The sequence below is a fragment of the Tepidimonas sp. genome, from assembly GCF_029335975.1.
GTDB lineage: Bacteria > Pseudomonadota > Gammaproteobacteria > Burkholderiales > Burkholderiaceae_C > Tepidimonas.
The window spans coordinates 1-20,761 of the sequence record NZ_JARJMT020000177.1; the positions used below are offsets into that span (position 1 = coordinate 1).

18 protein-coding genes are annotated in these 20,761 nt (G+C 66.9%); 11 read left to right on the forward strand and 7 right to left on the reverse strand.

What is annotated here, in order from left to right:
• The first annotated feature begins 184 nt into the window (after positions 1–184).
• Positions 185–1,117 (forward strand): cysteine synthase CysM, encoded by a 933-nt coding sequence (gene cysM / locus P3W97_RS09880; RefSeq protein ID WP_300846309.1) that lies wholly within the window; start codon positions 185–187, stop codon positions 1,115–1,117.
• Positions 1,118–1,228: 111 nt separating this feature from the next.
• On the forward strand, positions 1,229–1,456 hold the full coding sequence (locus P3W97_RS09885) for a sulfurtransferase TusA family protein (RefSeq protein WP_300846277.1): 228 nt from the start codon (positions 1,229–1,231) through the stop codon (positions 1,454–1,456).
• 139 nt (positions 1,457–1,595) lie between these two features.
• Here the strand turns inward: P3W97_RS09885 and P3W97_RS09890 are convergent, their stop codons facing one another.
• Positions 1,596–4,571, reverse strand: coding sequence for a valine--tRNA ligase (locus P3W97_RS09890; protein ID WP_300846279.1), 2,976 nt, complete (start codon positions 4,569–4,571; stop codon positions 1,596–1,598).
• 299 nt (positions 4,572–4,870) lie between these two features.
• Between P3W97_RS09890 and P3W97_RS09895 the strand changes: the two genes are divergently transcribed.
• The 6 genes from P3W97_RS09895 (at position 4,871) to queF (ending at position 10,088) form a co-directional block, all read left to right on the forward strand.
• Entirely contained in the window at positions 4,871–5,293 is a 423-nt protein-coding gene (locus tag P3W97_RS09895; protein ID WP_300846281.1) for a rubrerythrin family protein, read from the forward strand.
• 146 nt (positions 5,294–5,439) lie between these two features.
• On the forward strand, positions 5,440–6,795 hold the full coding sequence (locus P3W97_RS09900; RefSeq protein ID WP_300846283.1) for a heterodisulfide reductase-related iron-sulfur binding cluster: 1,356 nt from the start codon (positions 5,440–5,442) through the stop codon (positions 6,793–6,795).
• A gap of 34 nt (positions 6,796–6,829) precedes the next feature.
• Complete coding sequence (locus tag P3W97_RS09905) at positions 6,830–7,423, forward strand: DUF3501 family protein (RefSeq protein WP_300846311.1); 594 nt, start codon at positions 6,830–6,832, stop codon at positions 7,421–7,423.
• A 54-nt stretch (positions 7,424–7,477) separates the two neighbouring features.
• Positions 7,478–8,251, forward strand: a complete 774-nt coding sequence (yaaA, locus tag P3W97_RS09910; RefSeq protein WP_300846285.1) for a peroxide stress protein YaaA — start codon at positions 7,478–7,480, stop codon at positions 8,249–8,251.
• A 32-nt stretch (positions 8,252–8,283) separates the two neighbouring features.
• Complete coding sequence (locus P3W97_RS09915) at positions 8,284–9,150, forward strand: 2OG-Fe(II) oxygenase (RefSeq protein WP_300846287.1); 867 nt, start codon at positions 8,284–8,286, stop codon at positions 9,148–9,150.
• A gap of 35 nt (positions 9,151–9,185) precedes the next feature.
• Positions 9,186–10,088: an NADPH-dependent 7-cyano-7-deazaguanine reductase QueF gene (gene queF, locus P3W97_RS09920; protein ID WP_300846289.1), complete on the forward strand. Its 903-nt coding sequence runs from the start codon at positions 9,186–9,188 to the stop codon at positions 10,086–10,088.
• Positions 10,089–10,112: 24 nt separating this feature from the next.
• Here the strand turns inward: queF and P3W97_RS09925 are convergent, their stop codons facing one another.
• Positions 10,113–11,312 (reverse strand): DNA polymerase IV, encoded by a 1,200-nt coding sequence (locus P3W97_RS09925; protein WP_300846291.1) that lies wholly within the window; start codon positions 11,310–11,312, stop codon positions 10,113–10,115.
• A gap of 316 nt (positions 11,313–11,628) precedes the next feature.
• Here P3W97_RS09925 and P3W97_RS09930 point away from each other — a divergent pair, with 316 nt between their 5' ends.
• Genes P3W97_RS09930 through P3W97_RS09940 form a run of 3 tightly spaced genes read left to right on the forward strand, consistent with a single transcriptional unit; the run spans position 11,629 to position 13,962 of the window.
• Positions 11,629–12,333, forward strand: coding sequence for a CoA transferase subunit A (locus P3W97_RS09930; RefSeq protein WP_300846293.1), 705 nt, complete (start codon positions 11,629–11,631; stop codon positions 12,331–12,333).
• An 11-nt stretch (positions 12,334–12,344) separates the two neighbouring features.
• Positions 12,345–12,983, forward strand: a complete 639-nt coding sequence (locus P3W97_RS09935) for a CoA transferase subunit B (protein WP_300846295.1) — start codon at positions 12,345–12,347, stop codon at positions 12,981–12,983.
• 19 nt (positions 12,984–13,002) lie between these two features.
• Positions 13,003–13,962, forward strand: coding sequence for a patatin-like phospholipase family protein (locus P3W97_RS09940; protein WP_300846297.1), 960 nt, complete (start codon positions 13,003–13,005; stop codon positions 13,960–13,962).
• Here the strand turns inward: P3W97_RS09940 and P3W97_RS09945 are convergent.
• The 5 genes from P3W97_RS09945 to recJ form a co-directional block, all read right to left on the reverse strand.
• Positions 13,923–14,648, reverse strand: coding sequence for a phosphatase PAP2 family protein (locus P3W97_RS09945; RefSeq protein WP_300846299.1), 726 nt, complete (start codon positions 14,646–14,648; stop codon positions 13,923–13,925). The genes P3W97_RS09940 and P3W97_RS09945 overlap by 40 nt on opposite strands.
• On the reverse strand, positions 14,645–16,117 hold the full coding sequence (locus P3W97_RS09950) for a glycosyltransferase family 39 protein (RefSeq protein WP_300846301.1): 1,473 nt from the start codon (positions 16,115–16,117) through the stop codon (positions 14,645–14,647). Before P3W97_RS09950 ends, P3W97_RS09945 begins: the two co-directional genes overlap by 4 nt.
• Positions 16,118–16,170: 53 nt before the next feature.
• Positions 16,171–18,024, reverse strand: coding sequence for a 5'-nucleotidase C-terminal domain-containing protein (locus tag P3W97_RS09955; protein WP_300846303.1), 1,854 nt, complete (start codon positions 18,022–18,024; stop codon positions 16,171–16,173).
• Between the two features lie 151 nt (positions 18,025–18,175).
• Positions 18,176–18,868, reverse strand: a complete 693-nt coding sequence (locus P3W97_RS09960; protein ID WP_300846305.1) for an RluA family pseudouridine synthase — start codon at positions 18,866–18,868, stop codon at positions 18,176–18,178.
• Complete coding sequence (gene recJ, locus P3W97_RS09965) at positions 18,865–20,610, reverse strand: single-stranded-DNA-specific exonuclease RecJ (RefSeq protein ID WP_300846307.1); 1,746 nt, start codon at positions 20,608–20,610, stop codon at positions 18,865–18,867. The genes P3W97_RS09960 and recJ overlap by 4 nt, the downstream gene beginning before the upstream one ends.
• Positions 20,611–20,761: the final 151 nt, after the last annotated feature.

Below are 20,761 nucleotides of genomic sequence, written 5' to 3' on the forward strand. Positions count from 1 at the left end.
GCCGGACTCGAACCGGCACGGTGTCGCCACCGGCAGATTTTGAATCTGCTGCGTCTACCAATTTCGCCACTCCGGCGCGCAAGACAAAATTATGGCACAGTCAAAGGCCTGTTTCGCCCCCCGTTGGGCTTTGTGCACGCCCCTACCGTTCATGATCCCACCGTCCGAATCCTCCCATCCCCCGATGCGCGCCGCAGGCCGCCGCCGCGCCCCACGGCGCTATCCCACCATCGAGGATGCCATCGGCCACACGCCCCTGGTGGCGCTGCAGCGCATCGGCGAGCCAGACAACCGCGCGCGCGGCAACGTGGTGTTGGGCAAGCTGGAGGGCAATAATCCGGCTGGCTCGGTCAAGGACCGCCCGGCGCTGTCGATGATCCGCCGTGCCGAGGAGCGCGGCGAAATCCGGCCTGGCGACACGCTGATCGAGGCCACCAGCGGCAACACCGGCATCGCACTGGCGATGGCCGCGGCCATCCGCGGCTATCGCATGGTGCTCATCATGCCCGAGGACCTATCCATCGAGCGCGCGCAGACCATGAAAGCCTTTGGCGCCGAGCTGATCCTCACGCCCAAGAGCGGTGGCATGGAGTACGCGCGCGACCTGGCCGAAAAAATGGAGCGCGAGGGCAAGGGCAAGGTGCTGGACCAGTTCGCCAACCCGGACAATCCGCGCATCCACTACGAGACCACCGGCCCGGAGATTTGGAAGCAAACCGGCGGGCGCATCACGCACTTCGTCAGCGCGATGGGCACCACCGGCACCATCACCGGCGTCAGCCGGTTCCTGAAGGAAAAAAACCCGGCGATTCGCGTCATCGGCGCGCAGCCCAGCGAGGGCTCGCGCATTCCCGGCATCCGCAAATGGCCCCCGGAGTATTTGCCCAAAATCTACGACCCCTGCGGCGTGGATGAGCTGGTCTATGTCAGCCAAGCCGACGCCGAGGCGATGTGCCGCCGTCTGGCGCGCGAAGAAGGCATTTTTGCCGGCATCTCAGCCGCCGGGGCGTGCTGGGTGGCGCAACAGATCGCGGCCCAGGTGGAACACGCCACCATCGTCTTCATCGTTTGCGACCGCGGCGACCGTTATTTGTCCACCGGGGTGTTTCCTGCCTGATGGGGTGCGCTCTCGGCCTCAGGGCATGGTTTGCTCCGGGGTTTGTTGTGGGCACAGACATGGGCGGCCAGGCAGCCTTACAATAATACCCCCTGAAGGCAAGTCAAGACCATGCAAATCGACCGTGAATTGGATGCGCGCGGGCTGAACTGTCCGCTGCCCATTTTGAAAGCCAAAAAAGCCTTGGCCGAAATGACCAGCGGCCAAGTGTTGAAGGTGATTTCCACCGATGCGGGATCGGTGCGTGACTTTCAGGCCTTTGCCAAGCAGACGGGCAACGAGCTGCTGCACCAGGAAACGGCCGGTCCGAATTACGTGTCGGTGCTCAAGCGCCGTTGAGGGCGAGGTCGGGCGGCCACAGCCGCCGTGGCCCCGTCCGATCGGCGTGCTCCAAAACACAGACGGCCCCATGTGGGGCCGTCGTCGTTTGCGGCGCGGGGCGGGGTTGCGCGCCCGCGCGATTCACAGGGTCACCAGGTCAGCCGCCCAGCCGCTGCAACTGCACCTGCACCTTGGCCAGCGTGGCGGAAAAATCCGCCAGCCGCTGGCGTTCCTGCTCGATGACGGCCGGCGGGGCCTTGGCGACGAAGGCTTCGTTGGCCAGCTTGCTCTGTGCTTTGGCGATCTCGCCCTGCAGGCGGGCCGCTTCCTTGCCCAGGCGGGCCTTTTCTGCGGCGATGTCGACGGCCATGAACAGGCACAGCCGGGCTTCACCCACCACGGCCACGGGGGCAGCCTGGGCAGCGGCGGCCCAGTCGGCTTCATCCGCAAAGACCTTGACCTCGTTGAGCTTGGCCAGTGCCTGCAGCACCGGCCCCCAGCGGCCCAGAAAATCGCCCGCTCCGACGGCATACAACGGCAGCCGCTGCGCCGGGGAGACGCCCATCTCGCCGCGCAGTCGGCGGCAGGCCTCGACCATGGCCTTGAGCTGGGCAACCTCGGCCTCGGCTGCGGGGTCGATGCGCTCGGGCTGCGCCTCGGGGTAAGCGGTGATGCTGACTGAGGGGCCGGCACGCCCGGCCACCGGGGCCACCTTCTGCCACAGCGCTTCGGTGATGAAGGGGATGATCGGGTGCGCCAGCCTGAGGATGGTTTCCAGCGTGCGGATGAGGGTGCGGCGGGTGCCGCGCTGCTGAGCGGCGTCCCCTGTTTGCAGTTGGACCTTGGCGATCTCCAGATACCAGTCGCAGAACTCGTCCCACACGAAGGCGTAAATGGCGTTGGCGACGAGGTCCAGGCGGTATTCGGCAAAGCCTTGCGCCACCTCGGCTTCGACGCGCTGCAGCGCCGAGACGATCCAGCGGTCAGCGGCCGAGAAGCTCAGGTAGCCATGGAACGGCCCGCCGGGTGCGCACTGATCCGGGGTGTGCTCGGCCAGCCCGCAGTCGTGGCCCTCGCAGTTCATGAGCACGAAGCGGGTGGCGTTCCAGAGCTTGTTGCAGAAGTTTCGGTAGCCCTCGCAGCGCTTGCTGTCGAAGTTGATGGAGCGCCCGAGCGAGGCCAGCGCCGCGAAGGTGAAGCGCAGCGCGTCTGCCCCGTAGGCCGGGATGCCATTGGGAAATTCCTTTTCGGTGGCCTTGCGCACAGCGGGGGCGGTTTCGGGCTTGCGCAGCCCGGTGGTGCGCTTGTCCAGCAGGGTGGGCAGGTCGATGCCGTCGATCAGGTCCACCGGGTCGAGCACGTTGCCTTCGGACTTGCTCATCTTGCGGCCCTGCGCGTCGCGCACCAGCCCGTGGATGTAGACATGGCGGAATGGCACCCGGCCGGTGAAGTGGGTGGTCATCATGATCATGCGCGCCACCCAAAAAAAGATGATGTCGTAACCAGTGACCAGCACGGTGCTGGGCAGGTAGAGATCGTAGTCGCTGGGGGTGGCCGGAAACTCGCCCGACCCGGATCCAGTCGGGCCAGCGGCCTCGGGCCAGCCCAGGGTGCTGAAGGGCACCAGTGCGCTGGAATACCAGGTGTCCAACACATCCGGGTCGCGCTTGAGGCCCGCGGCCAGCAGCGGCGCACGCTGCTCGGCCCCCAGGTGCGCGACATAAGCCTCGAACCGCGCGCGCGCCTCGGCCTCGTTGCGCGCCACATAGACATTGCCCTCGGCGTCGTACCAGGCCGGGATCTGGTGCCCCCACCAGAGTTGGCGGCTGATGCACCAGTCCTGGATGTTGGCCATCCACTGGTTGAAGGTGTTGACCCAGTTCTCCGGCACGAAGCGCACCTGGCCACTGGCCACGGCGTCAATGGCCTTCTGCGCAATGCTCTTGCCCGTCGGGTCCTGCGGGCTGACCTGGGTCATGGCGACGAACCACTGGTCGGTCAGCATCGGCTCGACGATCTGGCCGGTGCGCGCGCAGCGTGGCACCATCAGGCGGTGCTTTTTCACCTCCACCAGCAATCCAGCGGCGCGCAGGTCCTCGACGACGCGGCGACGCGCCTCGAAGCGATCCAGCCCGCGGTAGGCGGCCGGTGCCTGGTCGTTGACGGTGGCATCTAGGTGGAAGATGTTGATCAGTGGCAGCTGATGGCGCTGCCCGACGGCGTAATCGTTGGGATCGTGCGCGGGCGTGACCTTGACCACCCCAGTGCCAAACGCCGGATCGACGTAGGCGTCGGCGATGACGGGGATCTCGCGCTCGCACAGGGGCAGCCGAACCCGCTGGCCGACCAGGTGGCGGTAGCGCTCATCCTCGGGGTGGACCATCACCGCGACGTCACCCAGCATCGTCTCGGGCCGGGTGGTGGCCACCACCAGTTGCCCTTCGCCATTGGCCAGCGGATAGGCGATATGCCACAGGAAGCCGTCTTCCTCCTCGCTTTCCACCTCCAGGTCGGACACCGCGCTCATCAGCACCGGGTCCCAGTTGACCAGGCGCTTGCCGCGGTAGATCAGGCCTTGTTCGTACAGCCGCACGAAGGTTTCGGTGACGACCTTGGAGAGCCGCTCGTCCATGGTGAAGTATTCGCGGCTCCAGTCCACGCTGTCGCCCATGCGGCGCATTTGCTGCGTGATGGTGTTGCCGCTTTTTTCTTTCCACTCCCAGACGCGGGCGATGAAATTTTGGCGCGCCTCCTCGGGGGTGGCGCCCAGGTCGTGGCGGCTGACGCCCTGCTGTTGCAGTTGCCGCTCCACCACGATCTGGGTGGCGATGCCGGCATGGTCGGTGCCTGGAATCCAGACCGTATTGAAGCCGCGCATGCGGTGATAGCGCGTCAGGCTGTCCATGATGGTTTGGTTGAAGGCGTGCCCCATGTGCAGCGTGCCGGTGACGTTGGGCGGCGGCAGTTGGATGGCGAACGACGGGGCGTCCGCCCGGGGCTGGCCAGTGCCGCGCCAGCCTGCGCGGCCGTAGCCGCGCGCCTCCCACTCGGGGCCCCAGCGCCGCTCGACGGCGGCGGGCTCGAACGATTTGGACAGGCTCTGCAAGCCCGGTTGCTGGACGGGTTCGGACATGGGCGATTCTCGATGCGAAAGAGAGACGGCACGGGACGCGCTGGAGTCCCGACGACGAGCATGGAATTGTAGGTGTCAGCCCCCGCTGCGTCCTTGGGGATCGGTCCTCGGGGCGATGGGGCGAACCGCTTCGATTCGGGTTTTCCCGATAGATTGATGGATTCAATCCGATGCATTGATCACACCGACTGGACGCGGCAGCCATAGGGCTCTAAGGTATGGGCGTCCGCCGTGGCGACCGACCGGCCGGTCGGCGAATGCGGTGGTCTTGTCGTGAACCACCACACCAGGAGAAGACCATGCCTCAACTCAAGGGCTCGAAGACTGAGCAGTGTCTGAAGGACGCCTTCGCGGGCGAATCGATGGCCAATCGCCGCTATCTGTACTTCGCCAACAAGGCCGACGTCGAGGGTCAAAACGATGTGGCAGCGCTGTTCCGCTCTACCGCCGAGGGTGAGACCGGCCACGCGCACGGCCACCTGGAGTTCTTGGAGCAAGCCGGCGACCCCGCCACCGGCATGCCGATTGGCACCACGCGCCAGAATCTGGAGTCGGCCGTTGCCGGCGAGACGCATGAGTACACCGACATGTACCCCGGCATGGCCAAGACCGCGCGTGAGGAAGGCTTCGACGAGATTGCTGACTGGTTCGAGACGCTGGCCAAGGCCGAACGCTCGCACGCCAACCGCTATGCCAGGGCGCTGGCCGAACTGATCGACTGACCCGTCCCGATTCGGCTTGTCACCGGCGGCCCCGCGGGGGGCCGCCCCTGCCGCTGCCAGGCCTTTGGCCTACGGTTGCGGCCCCGCACCCACCACAAAGACTGACCATGCACGGCATGGCCCGGCACGAGGCGAGGAGACCGACGATGGCCCGCGAAGGCAACCTGCAAGCCCCCATCCGCCACCCGCTGGACTGGCGCAATCCCGACTTCTACGACGAAGCTCAGTGCTTCGCGGAGCTGACGCGCATTTTCGACATCTGCCACGGCTGCCGCCGCTGCGTCAGCCTGTGCCAGGCGTTTCCGAACCTGTTCGACCTGATCGACGAGGGCAAGACTGGCGAGCTCGACGGCCTGGACAAGGCCGATTACTGGAAGGTGATCGACCAGTGCTACATATGCGACCTTTGTTACATGACCAAGTGCCCGTACACGCCGCCGCACGAGTGGAACCTGGACTTTCCGCACACCATGCTGCGTGCCAAGGCGATCAAGTTCCGCAAGGGCGGGGTCAAGGCAGCGGAGAAGTTTCTCGCCTCCACCGATGTGCACGGCAGCCTGGCCGGCATTCCGGTGGTGGTGCAGGCGGTCAACGCCGTCAATCGCACGAAGCCGGCGCGCGCCCTCATGGAAAACGCGCTGGGCGTGCACCGTGACGCTTGGATGCCGGAACTGGCCACCAAGACGCTGCGCCGCGCCGCGCCCGAGGCGCGCGCCAGGCAGGTGGTCGACGGCGAACGCACGCCGGGCAAGGTAGCGATCTTTGCCACCTGTTACGTGAATTACAACGAGCCCGGCATCGGACTGGACCTGCTGGCGATCCTGGAGCACAACGGCATTCCCTACACGCTGGTGGAGAAGGAGCGCTGCTGTGGCATGCCCAAGCTGGAGCTGGGTGACCTCGAATCGGTGGCCGCGGCCAAGGAGGCCAACATCCCGGTGCTGGCACGCTACGCGCGCGACGGCTTTGCGATCCTGTCGGCGGTGCCGAGCTGCACGCTGATGTTCAAGCAGGAAATCCCACTGATGTTCCCCGACGACCCGGATGTGCAGCTCGTCAAGGAAGCGATGTGGGATCCGTTCGAGTACTTTAGCGCCCGTCGGCGCGATGGGCTGCTGCGCACCGACTTCCAGCGCGGCCTCGGCAAGGTCAGCTACCAGGTGCCCTGCCACAGCCGTGTGCAGAACATGGGGCGCAAGACCGAGGAGATCCTCAAACTCATCCCCGACACCGAGGTGCAGACACTGGAGCGCTGCAGCGGCCACGCCGGCACCTACGGCGTCAAAAAGGCCACGCACCCGGTGGCGATGAAGATCGGCAAGCCGGTGTTCAAGAGCATGGCGCAGCACAAGAGCGGCGGCGCGCCGGATGTGATCGGCTCGGACTGTCCGCTCGGCGGACACCACATCGCGCAGGGCTTCGAGGTCAACCAGCTCGGTGCCCCCAAGCTGATGCATCCGCTGACGATGCTGGCCACCGCGTATGGCCTGAAAAACCCCTGACCCCTTTTTGTCGCGAAACACCATGATCACCACGATGCAACTGACTGGCCAGATCACGCGCGAGACGCTGATGCCGCTGGAGGCCTACGCCAAGTGGCGCAAGGCGCACAAGGGCGAGGTGATCGCGCACCGCAAGCTGCGCACCGTGCACCTGGGCGAGCATGTCACCGTGCAGTTCGAAAGTGAGCTGTCGATGCGCTACCAAATCCAGGAGATGTTGCGCATCGAGAAGATTTTCGAGGAAGAGGACATTCAGCACGAGATCGACGCATACGCCCCGCTGGTGCCGGACGGTACCAACTGGAAGGCGACGATGATGATCGAGTACCCCGACATCCATGAGCGCCGGCGCGAGCTGGCGCGCCTGATCGGCATCGAAGACCACATGTTCGTCGAGATCGAGGGCCACGGCCGGGTCTATGCCATCGCTGACGAGGACCTGGACCGTGAAACCCCCGACAAGACCTCGGCGGTGCATTTTTTGCGCTTCGAATTCACCCCGGCGATGCGCGCGGCGATCCAGGCCGGGGCTTTGGTCAAGCTTGGCTGCGACCACACGTATTACCCGGCGCATGTGACGATTGCGCCAGAGACCTTGGCCAGCCTTGCGGGGGATCTGTCGGATTGATGCCACGCCGCCGTGCCAGCGTGGCTATGATCGCGGCCCGGAGGTTCTGCACCGATGCTTTTCATCCTGTCCCCCGCCAAGGCACTGGATTTTGAGACGCCGCCCACCACAGCGCTGGCCACCCAGCCGCTGTTCGTCGATCTGGCTGCTGAGCTGATCGCGATCCTGCGCCAGCAGTCGCCGCAGGAGGTGGCCGCGCTGATGGATTTGAGCGACGCGCTGGCGCAGCTCAATGTGGCGCGTTATCAGGCGTGGCAGCCCGAATTCGGTCCGCACAACAGCAAGCAGGCGATCCTGGCCTTCAACGGCGATGTTTACGAGGGGCTGGATGCGCGCAGCCTGGGGGCGGACGACCTGGATTGGTTGCAGCGCCATGTCTGCATCCTCAGCGGCCTGTACGGCGTGCTGCGTCCGCTGGACTGGATGCAGCCGTATCGCTTGGAGATGGGCACGCGGCTGACCACACCGCGCGGGCGCAACCTGTATCAGTTTTGGGGTGCGCGCATCGCAGAGTATCTGTCGCAGCGTGCGGGGGAAGACGACGGTATCGTGGTGAATCTCGCCAGCGAGGAGTACTTCAAGGCCGTCGACCCCAAGGCGCTGCATGCGCGCGTCGTCTCCTGCGTGTTCGAGGAGCGGCGCGGCAGCGGCTACAAGGTGATCAGCTTCCTGGCCAAGCGCGCGCGCGGCCTGATGACGCGCTGGGCCACGCTGCACCGTGCCGCCGACGTCGAGGCACTCAAAGGCTTCGACAGCGAGGGTTATCGCTTTGCCCACGAGGTCTCCACCCCCGAGCGGCTGGTGTTTCGGCGCGATGCACGCGCTTGATGGCGGCGCGCCGCGCGCTACACTGCGGCGTGATGAGCCAGACCATCACCCCCGAATTGCGCGCCTGGATCGTGCAGCAGGCGCAAGCTGGCTGCACGCCCGAATCGGTGTTGCAGGCCATGCTCCAGGCCGGCTGGCAAGAGTCCGTCGCGCTGGATGCGATGGAGACAGTGTTGGAGTCGCACCTGCAGTCCGTGGCCGCACAGACCACCGCAGCGGGTGCGGCAGCCGCGCGCGTCGTGGCCCGACCGTGCATCGATCTGTCCGGAGCGCCGCGCGCCATCGACCTGGGGGACCGGGTGGTGACCGTGCACGTCAGCCTGGCTTGCCCGCGCCTGGCGGTGCTGGGCAACCTGCTGTCGGCCGAGGAGTGCGACGCGCTGATCCAGGCCGCCCGGCCGCGCCTCAAGCGCTCCCGCACGGTCCAGACCCGAACCGGCGCAGAGGAGCTCAACGCCGATCGCACCAGCGACGGCATGTTCTTTCGCCGTGGTGAGACGCCGCTGATCCAGCGCATCGAGGCACGCCTGAGCCGGTTGGTGCACTGGCCGGTGGAAAATGGCGAGGGTCTGCAGGTCCTGCGCTATCGACCGGGGGCGGAGTACAAGCCACACTACGACTATTTCGACCCCCATGCTGCCGGCACAGCCCGCCTCTGTGAGCGCGGCGGGCAGCGTGTGGCCACCATCGTCATGTATCTGAACGAGCCGGTGCGCGGCGGCGGGACGGTCTTCCCTGACGTTGGGTTGGAAGTCATGCCGCAGCGCGGACATGCGGTGTTCTTTGCCTATGACCGGCCGGAGCCGGCCACCCGGACCCTGCACGGCGGTGCCCCCGTGCTGGAGGGGGAAAAATGGGTGGCCACCAAGTGGCTGCGCGAAGGTGAATTCACCGCTTAGCGCTGGCCTGCTGCACTGCATTCTGCTCTGCGCCCATGTCTGCCGATCCCGCCTCATCGATCCCTGCCGTCGATCCCGCTGGCCTCGACGGCCGGTCCGGCTTGGCCAGCTCCCCGCTGGGCCGCCCGGCCGCATACACCGACACCTACGACCCCACGCTGCTGTGCCCGCTGCCGCGCGCCCCGAAGCGCGCCGAGATCGGCATCACCGGCACCCCACCGTTTACCGGCGCCGATCTCTGGACGGCTTTCGAGCTGAGCTGGCTCAACGACCGGGGAAAACCACAGGTGGCGCTGGCGCATTTCACCATCCCGGCCGAGACGCCCTGCTTGATCGAGAGCAAGTCGTTCAAGCTCTACCTGAACAGCTTCAACCAGACGCGCTTTGCAGATGCCGAGCAGGTGCGCGAGCGGCTGCGCGCGGATCTGGTCGAGGCGTTGTGGCGCAGCAGCGAGCGGACCGGCAGCGTCGGTGTGCGCCTGCGCTTGCCGCACGAATGGGGGGCGGAGGCCGTGCGACCGCTGCCTGGTCTGAGTCTGGACCGCCTGGACGTGGAATGCACCCACTACCAGCCGGCGCCCGAGCTGCTGCGCGCCGACCCCGAGCAGCCGCCGGTGCAAGAGGTGCTGACCAGCGACCTGCTCAAGAGCAACTGCCTGGTCACGGGGCAGCCGGACTGGGGCAGCGTGCAGATCGCCTACAGCGGCCCCCCGATCGACCAGGAGGGCTTGCTGCGCTATCTGGTCAGCTTTCGCCAGCACCAGGAGTTCCACGAGCCCTGCGTGGAGCGGATTTTCATGGACATCTGGACACGCTGTCGCCCAGTGCGCCTGAGCGTGTATGCGCGCTACACGCGCCGCGGTGGGCTGGACATCAACCCCTGGCGCACCAGCCACCCCCAGCAGCCGCCGGCCCATGCGCGCACGCCGCGGCAGTGACGGCATGGCGGCGCAGCAGGAGGATCAGTCCACGGTGTCGAACAAATCCGGGATGAGCGGACGGGTCGTGGCCGCATCCGTTGGACTGCCCGGTCGCACCAGATTGCCCACCCGCACCCCCAGCAGCCGGATGCGCCGTGTCAGGTCCACGCGTTTGAGGCACAGTCCGGCGGTACGGCGGATGACCGCGGCATCGGCGGTCGGCACAGGTACGGTCTGATCGCGGGTGACGATCCGAAAATCCTCGTATCGCAGCTTGATGCCAATGGTGCGCCCCATGAAACCCTTGCGCTGCAGGTCGGCGGCTACCTGCTCGCACAGCCGGGTAAACCGTTGTCCCAGCTGCACGCGATCATGCACGGCATGCATGTCGCGCTCGAAGGTGGTTTCCCGGCTCAGGCTGACGGGTTCGCTGGCGGTGACGAGCGGCCGTTCGTCTCGGCCCCAGGCTGCATCGTGCAACCAGGCGCCATGGGTGGGGCCAAATCGCTCGATCAGCGCCTCGCGTGGACAAGCAGCCAGCTCGCCGATGGTGCGCAGCCCCATGGCCTGCAGGCGCTCGTCGGTGCGCGGGCCGATGCCGTGGATCTTGCGGCAGGGCAGGGGCCACAGGCGCGCGGGTAAATCCGCCTCGTCCAGCAGGGTAATCCCGCCGGGTTTGTCCAGGTCACTGGCGATTTTGGCCAACAGTTTGTTGGGCGCCACGCCGATCGAGCAGCTCAGCCCCGTGGCTGTTCGGATGGCGCGCTGCAGCCGCTCGGCCAGCACACGACCGCCGTCGCGCTGTCCGTCCGGGGCGTGGGTGAAGTCGATGTAGACCTCGTCGATGCCGCGGTCCTCCATCACGGGCGCGTGGCGCAGGATAACCGCTTTGAAGGCCTGCGAAGCGGCGCGGTAGGCGTCGAAGTCCACCGGCAACAGGATGCCGTGCGGGCACAGACGCGCGGCTTTCATCAAACCCATGGCCGAGCCAATGCCGTGTTGCCGCGCTGCGTAATTGGCGGTGGTGATGACGCCGCGTCCGCGGTAGTCGCGCAGCCGGGCGAAGGCCGACAAAGGAATGTCTTCGGGCGGCAGGTCCTCGGGCACCGGCTCGCGCCAGCGCGCCTGCCGCCCACCAATGACGAGCGGCACGTCGCGCAGCTGCGGGTAACGCAGTCCTTCGACCGACGCGTAGAAGGCATCCATGTCCAGGTGGGCGATGCGGCGCCGCGGGCGATCCATACTTGCTGAAAAAATACGCAGTCTCGTCTGGGCCTTGGCGGCCCGCGCTTTCCCGGATTTTCCCCTCGGCTTGTCCACAAGATCGCCCACAGGCGCCGGGGACAAGGGACGCCGTGTGCGCCGTCCGTCGCTACCCCGATGACGGGGCGGCCATGGATGCTTCCGAAGCGCCATGGCTCTGCTGGCCGTGCGGCAAACGTTTCCGCTTCGTCTCGGGCGCTGCGGTCACGTCGCCGGGCCGAGCCGTCGGCCATACCACGACCCCGGTTCCGTAGTATCGTATGGCTTTCCCCAATTTGGACAGGAGCGTGCGAGCATGAATAAGGTCTACCCCAGCGCGGCCGCGGCTCTCGATGGCGTGGTCGCCGATGGGCAGCTCATCGCCGTGGGCGGCTTTGGCCTATGCGGCATTCCCGAGGCGCTGATCGATGCGCTGCGCGACAGTGGCGTCAAGAATCTCACGGTCATCTCCAACAACGCCGGCGTGGACGGCTTTGGCCTGGGCAAGCTGCTGGAGACACGCCAGATCAAAAAGATGATTTCCAGTTACGTGGGCGAGAACAAAGAATTCGAGCGTCAATATTTGGCCGGTGAGCTCGAGCTCGAATTCACCCCCCAAGGCACGCTGGCCGAGAAGCTGCGCGCCGGCGGCGCGGGCATCCCGGCCTTCTTTACCAAGACGGGTGTGGGCACCATCGTGGCCGAAGGCAAGGAGCACCGCGAGTTCAACGGCGAGACCTACATCATGGAGCGCGCCCTCTTTCCCGACGTGGCTCTGGTCAAGGCCGACGTCGCCGACCTGGCCGGCAATCTGCGCTTTCGCCGTACGGCGCGCAACTTCAACCCGGCGGTGGCCATGGCGGGCAAGCTGTGCATCGTCGAGGTCGAACGCATCGTACCTACCGGCGCCATCGACCCGGATGATGTGCATCTGCCTGGCATCTACGTGCACCGCATCGTGCACAACCCCACGCCGGAAAAGCGCATCGAGAAGCGCACCACCCGCGACCGCAAAGTTTGAGGAGCTCGATCATGCCTTGGACCCAAGACCAAATGGCCGCGCGCGCGGCCCAAGAACTGCAGGACGGCTTCTATGTCAACCTGGGCATCGGCATCCCGACGCTGGTGGCCAACCATGTGCCCGACCACATCGAGGTCTGGCTGCAAAGCGAAAACGGTATGCTCGGCATCGGCCCCTTCCCTTATGAGGACGAGGTGGACCCCGATCTGATCAACGCCGGTAAGCAGACCGTCACCACCATCAAAGGTTCGTCCATCTTCAGCTCGGACCAGTCGTTTGCCATGATCCGCGGCGGCAAAATCAACCTATCGATCCTGGGTGCGATGCAGGTCACGCACAAGGGCGATTTGGCCAACTGGATGATCCCCGGCAAGATGGTCAAGGGCATGGGCGGCGCGATGGATCTCGTCGCGGGTGTGAAGCGTGTGATCGTGCTGATGGAGCATGTGGCGCGCAAGAAGGACGGCACGGAGGACCTGAAAATCATTCCCGAGTGCACGCTGCCACTGACCGGCAAGGGCGTGGTGGACCGCATCATTACCGATCTTGGCGTGATGGACGTCACGCCCGAGGGGCTCAAACTGGTGGAACTCGCCCCGGATGTGACCCGCGAGTTCATCCAGAGCAAGACCGGCGTGCCGCTGCTGTGATGTCGCTGTCGCCGGCCCGATGACCGCCGCAGCCGCCCGTCCCCGCATTGGCCTAGCGCTCGGCAGCGGTGCGGCGCGCGGCTGGGCGCACATCGGCGTCCTGCGCGTGCTGCAAGAGGCTGGGCTGCAGCCCGATATCGTCTGCGGCACCTCCATCGGCGCGCTGGTCGGGGCGGCCTATGCCGCAGGGGAGCTCGACCGGCTGGAGCCATGGGTGCGCTCGCTGGGCTGGCGCGAGGTGGTTGGGCTGATCGACCTGCGTTTCGGCGGCGGGCTGATCGAAGGCGACAAGCTCGAGGCGTTTTTTCGCAGCCGCTTCGTCGACGGGGGTATCGAGGCGCTGCGCAAGCCGTTCGGCTGCGTGGCGACCGATTTGGTGACCGGCCGCGAGGTCTGGTTGCGCCAGGGACCGGTGATCGATGCCGTGCGCGCCTCGATTGCGATCCCCGGTGTCTTTACGCCAGCGCAACTCGGCGGTCGGCTGCTCGTCGACGGTGGATTGGTCAATCCGGTACCGGTGTCGCTGGCGCGCGCGATGGGGGCGGAGTTCGTCATCGCGGTGGATCTGAATTGGGACCTGATGCGCCGCCGTCAGCGGGTGACCAGCCGCTCGCGCGGCCCGCGCCAGGGCGTGTTGCAGGCGGTGTTGCAGCGATTGCGCGGCCATGCGCAGGATTCTCTCGACGGGGCGCCGGTCGCCCCGCAGGAGGATGCGGCGGTGGTTCCTTCGATTTTGGATGTGCTCACCACCAGCATGGCGATCGTGCAATGGCGAATCACCCAAAGTCGCTTGGCGGGCGAGCCGGCCGACATCGTCATCCGTCCCGCCCTGGCGGATGTGGCCGCGATGGACTTCCATCGCGCAGCGCCTGCGATTGCAGCGGGTCGGCGGGCGGCCGAACAGTCGTTGAGTGTGTTGAGCGATGCGCTGGCGATGCTCTATCCAGAGTCGGCCGCCCCCGCCCACCCGGCCGGCTGAGCCGCTGTCCGACGGCGCCAGCGGCGCAGCCGTACCCACACCCAACCTCGGCGCAGCAGCAGGCATGTTCCCAGCACCACCCAGCCCGAGACCAGGATGTCGGTCGGGAAATGTGCCCCTTGCAACACCCGTGCGGCACCGATGACCATGCCGGCGACCATGCCGGCGCCCAATGCCCAGTGCCAACGCCGACGCGAAGCCAATGCGCCCACCGCCATCAGGGTGAAGCCAGCGGCTGCGTGGCCGCTTGGCAAACTGCCGTTGCGTATGCGCGTCGGTGCAGGCTCCCAGACGGCGTAATAGGCGTAGGGTCCTCCAAAGGCCTGCACCGAGCGCGGGCGCGGCCGACCCCAATGTTCCTTGAGCAACAGGTCGATTACCAGGCCGTTGGCCACCAGCGCCACGGCCCACACGGCGCATGATGCGCGCCGCCACGCAGGTCGGCGGCGCCAGCGCGGCACCACCCACACCAGCGCTGCCAGCAACAGCATGAGCCAGCCGGCGGTGGGCACGCCGCGGTACAGCGCCTGCGCCCAGCCCAGTTCGTGTCCGATGAAGCAGACCCGCACCGGGTCAAAACCCAGGCGCGGCAGGGTCGAATCCAGGCCGCTGAGTTGGACCAGCGCCAGCGCGATTGCCAGCGCAAGCCATACCCAGGCGCCCCATTCAAAAGCGCGTCGTTTCACGATGGATCTTGCTGCGGTGGCCGCAGCCGCCAAGCCCACAGCGCCACGCTGCGGCCGCATCTGTTCGTCCAGTGTGCCGAGGCTTGCGGTTCGACTGGGGTCATCCCTCGGACGGCAAACGGTTGCACTGCATCGATGTCCCCCGCGATCAACCACACGGTGCGGTCGCGCTGCCCATGCAGCAGCGACGCCAGCGCGGTCTCATCCACGCCCTGCCGCCAGGCGAAGTGGTGCCGGGCCCGCCGCGCGGGGTCCCAGGCCAGCCACTGCACATCGCGGTCGCGCCAGTGGTAGGCGCCGTGCGCGAGCACCGCGCGCGAGTCGCCGACAACCAACGCTGGCTCGGACGGGAGTTGCCGCGCGAGTTCGCTCCAGACCTGGTCCCAGCCCCGCATGCGGGCCCAAAAATCCAATCGGCATGGCCACGGCTGCCCAACGGCGGCTGCCACGCTGGGCGCATGCAGCAGACCAATCACCAGTGCGGTCTGCAGCCCCAGAAGGGTTGCCACTGGGGCCGCGCGCAATGGTGCGCGCAGCGCCAGCCAGGCCAAGATACCAAGCAAGGCTGGGGCGGCCCAGTTCACATGAGCGCCGCCGCGCGCGGCCTGCGCGAGCCCGACGATCAGCAACGGCGCACTGACGGCCAGCGCAAACCGCATACCCCGCCGCTGCGTGCCATGCCGACCGGGCGCATCGTCGCCAGGTTCAGCCGATCGCCATGCGAGCAGCGCCAGCGCCAATGGCCCCAGGAGAACCACTTGTCCCAGCGCGAACGCCGCCAGGCCACGCTGCAGCGCCGCGTCATCGCGCTGCAGCGTGATGTCGAGCGTGTGGCGCCAGATCGGCCAGTCCGCTTGTACATTCCAAGCGACATGGGGCGAGACGATGAGCGCTGCAGCCCCAGCGGCCAGCAGGCCGCCGCGCAGCACTGCCCACCCGTGCCCCGGTGTGGGCCCAGCCAAAACGATCGCCAAGCAAGCGCCAGGCACGAATGCCAGCATCGTGTACTTGGACAGCACGCCCAGGCCGACGGTCAAGCCCAGCAGCGCCCAACGCCAGGCCGACTCGGGACGCTGCAGCGCCACCCACAACGCCCAGGCGGCCAGCGACCACGCCAGCAACAGCGGTACATCGGTGGTGGCGCCAAATCCCAACAACAGCACGAGGGGCGATCCCAGCGCGAGCAGCGCTGCCAGCGCGCCACGACGAGCATCGCCGCTCATGGCATGGACCCAAGCGGCCAGCGCCCATGCGGTCAGCGTCGTCAGCGCCAGCGTCAGACCCTTGACGCCGATCCATCCGTTTCCCCACAGCGCGGTCGAAGCCGCGATCAACGCTGCGATTACCGGGGGCTTGGAATAGTAGCCCCATGCCAGCTCGCGCGACCAGGTCCAGTACTGCGCCTCGTCGATGTGCAGGGTGATCCCGAGGCGCGACGGCGCCCACAGGTGCCAAACAACAAAAAGCACCGTCGCCCCCAGGGCGGCGGTGCACCAACGCGATGTCGGGACGTTACCAGGACTCAAGGGGTATCAACGAATCGCTGTGTGCTGTACAGGTCCAACGGAAGTCGCGTGATCGTGCCACGTTGTTTGACATACTGCAAGAACGAGTCGGCATAGTCGAGGAAGGTGTCTTCCCGGGCATCGGCCACAATGCCCTTCAGGGTGGCGTAGCCGTCGCCGCCGTTGGCTAGGAAATCATTGGTGACAACCCGGTAGTTGGCGTTGAGATCCAAGGGTTTCCAGCTGCCGCTGGCGTCGCGGATTTGCAAGTTCGTGATGCGCTGGCCGGCTGGCTGGTTCAGATCGACCTCGAAGCGCAGACCCGCGGTGTATGGGTAAGCTCCCGTGTTGCCAGCGGCCGCCAGCACGAAGCCGACGGCATCTTCAAGCGCCGCCTTGACCTGGGCGCCGCTCATGCGCAAGCGCACCAGGGTATTTTTGAACGGCAGCAGGGTGTAGATGCGCCCGACCGTGATATCGCCTGGCGCGATATCCACCCGCACACCACCGGCGTTTTGCAGCGCGATATCGGCCCCGCCAAAGCGCTGACCTTGTTCCAAAAACGCCTGTGCAACGAGCTGTTGGATGTCACCGCCATAGGCGTTGACGCGTTCACTCTTGTTGCACAGGTCACCCAGCGCGGAGCGTGTGACGTCGCGCTTGGTGCCGGGCACGCGCCGCAGGCACAGCTCTTCGGAGGCCGCGCCGACTTTTGTCGCTCCAAAGTCGCGCTTGGCAGCGGCGAATGGTACCAATACTTGTTCGGCTTTGGCCAAGGGCGCTTGCACCCGAAGACCGGCCTGGGCGCGCAGATCGGCCTGCATCGCGGCGCGATCGGCATCGGCCAGGGTGCCGCTGGATCGACGCACATTGTCACTGACGAGGATGTGCGGTTGACCGCCACATTCCGTGACGACGCCGCGCCCATCGAAGCGCACGCGCAGCTCCCCGACCGCATAGGCGTACTGCCAGGCCTGCACGATGCAGACCGGCTCGCCGTCTTTGTTGCGCGCCTGGCTGGGATAGCCGTCGATGGGCGTCAGCCCGATGTCCGTGAGGTTTTTGGGGCCCAAGAGCGTGTGCGAGTCGCCGCCAACGATCACATCGACGCCGCTCAAACGCGCAGCCAATTGGCGATCGGCCGGGTAGCCGATGTGGGTCAACAGCACGATCTTGTTGACGCCTTGGGCGCGCAGCGCATCGATTTCGCGCTGCGCTGCCGCAGCTTCGTCTTCAAAGCCGGTGCCGGCGTCGGGGCGGGAGCTGTCGCGCGTCTTGTTTGCTACCGTCACCCCGACGATCCCAATCGGCTGTCCGTTGCGCTGCAGCACTGTGCTGGCGCGTACTTTGCCCGTCAACGGGCTGCCGCTGCGCGGCTTGAGGTTGGCCGACAGCACCGCGGTGCGGCAGTTGCCTTTGGCCAGCTCGTCGATGAATTTGGCCGCCCCAGCGTCGCCATTGTCGAACTCGTGATTGCCCAGGGTCATGGCGTCGAAGCAGACCGTGTTCATCAGCGCCGCATCGGCGCGGCCATCGGTCAAGGTGTAGTACAGATCTCCGGTGATAGCGTCGCCGGCATGCAAGGTCAACACATTCGTTTGGTTGCCCCGCAGTGCCTCGATGGCACCCGCCACACGGGCGAACCCGCCCAGGTCGACGGTCACAGCCTCACGCACGCCTGCGGCGTTTTTCAGCCGCAGCGTGGTGGTTTCGGCATCCAGCCGCGAGTGGTGGTCGTTGATGTGCAGGATGGTCAAGTCCAGCGGTTCGCCATCGGACGAGCCAAGGCAGCCTGCCACGGCGGCAGCCAGACCGATGACAGTGATGGTCTTCCAAATCGGGCGACGACGCATCGAGCGTGAGTGTGTCATGGCGTTCCTTCGTTGACGCTCGGCCGGCTTGGTGATGCGCATACCCCATGCGATCCCTCCAGCCTCAGAACTTGCAGCTTGTCATGCGCCATTGACAGTTTTGTGACGATGTCGAGGCCCAAACCGCCGAACGAAAACGCCAGACGACCGTTCAAAGGAGCGGCTCGGCCGAGAAGTCGGCCGCGCTGATCCAATGGCACGGCTGAGCGCTGACCGGGTGGGTCAAAGCGAGTTCCGTCGCATGCAGCAGCAGTCGCGGGGCGGCGTGGCGTGCCGCCCCTTCGGCATAGAGGGGGTCGCCCAGAATCGGGTGGCCCAGCGCCGCCAGGTGCACTCGCAACTGGTGCGACCGTCCGGTGAGGGGCTGCAACGCAACGCCCGTGCCCCACACATGGCCCCAGCGCTGCAGTCCGAGTACCCTCCAGCGGGTGTGGCTCGGCTTGCCAAGGCAGAAATCGACCTTGCTGCGCGGGCGGCGTGGCCAATCGACACTCAGCGGCAGGCGAATATCGCCCCAACCGCCGCGCGCGCGCGGCGGCATGGGTATCCCAGCCACGACGGCTGCGTAGGTCTTGCGCACCTGGCGCTGTGCGAAAGCAATCGACAGCGAGCGCTGGGCAGACGGGCTGCGCGCAAGCACCATCAGGCCGGAGGTGTCCATGTCCAACCGGTGCACGATCAGGGCATCCGGCGCGTGGCGCTGCACGCGCGCGGCGACGCAGTCGGCCTTGTCCGCGCCACGGCCCGGCACGGCCAGCAGCCCGGCTGGCTTGTCCACCACGATCAGTGCGTCGTCCAGATGCAGGATGGGGATGCCCTCCCACACCGCCAGCGGCGCCGTCACGTTTGCGCGCCCTCGACGATCAGGCGCAGGCGCCGCTGGCCTTGCCACTCGTCCACTTCCAGCCGGTAGGCCAGTTGCACCCGCGCGGGCAGGGCCTCGGTGTGGCCAAACCAGATGCCCTCCAGCGGCTGGCCCTGCACGCGCAGGCGCAACGCCAGATGCCGTTCGCCCACCAGCCGCTGTCCCAGCACCTCGACCTCGTCGCTGAACACGGGTGCGGCAAAGCCCTGACCCCAGACCTGGGCGTCGAGCAAATCGACCATGTCCACGCGGTGCCAGGGCTGCGCCAGCGGGCCGTCGGTGACCAGCCGGCGCTGCAGAGTGGCATCGTCCAGCCATTCGGTGGCGATGGCCTGCAAGGCCGCTTCGAACGTGGCCAAGCCGTTTGCAGGGAGGGTGCAGCCCGCCGCCATGGCGTGACCGCCAAATCGCAGCAGCAGGCCGGGCTGGCGTTTGGCCATCCAGTCCAACGCATCGCGCAGGTGAAAGCCCGCGATCGATCGCCCCGAACCTTTCAGGCACGGTGTGCCGTCGTCCATGTGCGCTGGGGCGAACACGAACACCGGCCGGTGCAGCCGGTCTTTGAGCCGGGAGGCGACGATGCCCACCACCCCCTCATGAAACGTGGGGTCGAATAGGGTCAGTGCCGGGGGCGCCGACTCGGGGTCGAGATCGTTGCCGTGGCGCTCGGCCATGGCCAGCAGGGCCTGCTCGCGCATGGCCGATTCCACGGCGCGCCGCTGGCGGTTGATCTCGTCGAGCAAGCGGGCCAGTTCCCCCGCCCGTGCAGGATCGTCGGTGATCAGGCACTCGATGCCCAGCCCCATGTCGCTCAGGCGCCCTGCGGCATTGAGGCGAGGCCCCAGTGTGAAACCCAGGTCGAAGGTCGAGGCGCGCGCCGCTGGCCGCCTGGCGATGGCGAGCAGCGCCGCCATGCCCGCTGGCATGATCCCGGCGCGGATGCGCCGCAGGCCCTGCGCCACCAAACGCCGGTTGTGTGCGTCCAGCCGCACCACGTCGGCCACCGTGCCCAGAGCGACCAGGGGCAGCAGGGTGTCCAGACGGGGTTGGCTGAGGCTGTCGAAGACGCCGCGCCGTCGTAGCTCGGCGCGCAGCGCCAGCAGCACATAGAACATGACGCCCACCCCGGCCATCGCCTTGGCGGGAAATTCGCACCCGGGCTGATTCGGGTTGACGATGATGCAGTCCTGCGGCAAGCGGACTTCGCCCTCCTGCACCAGCGGCAGGTGGTGGTCGGTGATTAGCACCTGCAGGCCCAGCGCCCGGGCCCGCTCCACCCCCTCCAGGCCGGCGATGCCGTTGTCCACGGTGACCAGCACATCGGCCCCCAAGCGGTGCACCCGCTCGGCCAGCGCGGGGGTCAGGCCATAGCCGTCGCGCACCCGGTCGGGCACCAGATAGCACACCCGGTCCCAGCCCAAGGGGGCGCCCAATAGCCGAAGCCCCCGCCACGCGGCCGCGCAGGCCGTGGCACCGTCGCAATCGTAGTCGGCCACGATGCAGACGGTGTGGCCGCCTTGCAGCGCATCGGCCAACAGTTGGGCAGCTTCGCGCGCGCCGCGCAGGCGTTCGGGCGGGGGCAGGTGGGTCAGCGCGTCGTCCAGTTCGTCCGCCTGCTGGATACCGCGCGCGGCAAACAGCCGCGCCAGCAGCGGGTGTACACCGGCCCGTTCCAACGCCCAGGCGGCGCGCGGGGGCACATCGCGGGGGGTGATGTTCACAGGCCGCTCCACCAGTCGAGAGGGGGGTGCGTGGCAGGGCGCGGCTGTCCCCGCAGCCGGTTCCAAAGATCGCGCCAATGCCGCCGGGGCGGGGGTGACGGGGGGCCCTCGGGGTCCAGCCACCATGATCGCCAGCCGCGCTCACCGCACA

Bases quoted from the DNA above. Each gene is read 5' to 3' on its own strand.
- P3W97_RS09890 (WP_300846279.1), bottom strand. From the start codon at position 4,571: ATGTCCGAACCCGTCCAGCAACCGGGCTTGCAGAGCCTGTCCAAATCG.
- P3W97_RS09915 (WP_300846287.1), top strand. From the start codon at position 8,284: ATGAGCCAGACCATCACCCCCGAATTGCGCGCCTGGATCGTGCAGCAG.
- P3W97_RS09925 (WP_300846291.1), bottom strand. From the start codon at position 11,312: ATGGATCGCCCGCGGCGCCGCATCGCCCACCTGGACATGGATGCCTTC.
- P3W97_RS09940 (WP_300846297.1), top strand. From the start codon at position 13,003: ATGACCGCCGCAGCCGCCCGTCCCCGCATTGGCCTAGCGCTCGGCAGC.
- yaaA (WP_300846285.1), top strand. From the start codon at position 7,478: ATGCTTTTCATCCTGTCCCCCGCCAAGGCACTGGATTTTGAGACGCCG.
- P3W97_RS09900 (WP_300846283.1), top strand. From the start codon at position 5,440: ATGGCCCGCGAAGGCAACCTGCAAGCCCCCATCCGCCACCCGCTGGAC.
- P3W97_RS09955 (WP_300846303.1), bottom strand. From the start codon at position 18,024: ATGACACACTCACGCTCGATGCGTCGTCGCCCGATTTGGAAGACCATC.
- cysM (WP_300846309.1), top strand. From the start codon at position 185: ATGCGCGCCGCAGGCCGCCGCCGCGCCCCACGGCGCTATCCCACCATC.
- P3W97_RS09895 (WP_300846281.1), top strand. From the start codon at position 4,871: ATGCCTCAACTCAAGGGCTCGAAGACTGAGCAGTGTCTGAAGGACGCC.
- queF (WP_300846289.1), top strand. From the start codon at position 9,186: ATGTCTGCCGATCCCGCCTCATCGATCCCTGCCGTCGATCCCGCTGGC.
- P3W97_RS09935 (WP_300846295.1), top strand. From the start codon at position 12,345: ATGCCTTGGACCCAAGACCAAATGGCCGCGCGCGCGGCCCAAGAACTG.
- P3W97_RS09905 (WP_300846311.1), top strand. From the start codon at position 6,830: ATGCAACTGACTGGCCAGATCACGCGCGAGACGCTGATGCCGCTGGAG.
- P3W97_RS09930 (WP_300846293.1), top strand. From the start codon at position 11,629: ATGAATAAGGTCTACCCCAGCGCGGCCGCGGCTCTCGATGGCGTGGTC.
- P3W97_RS09885 (WP_300846277.1), top strand. From the start codon at position 1,229: ATGCAAATCGACCGTGAATTGGATGCGCGCGGGCTGAACTGTCCGCTG.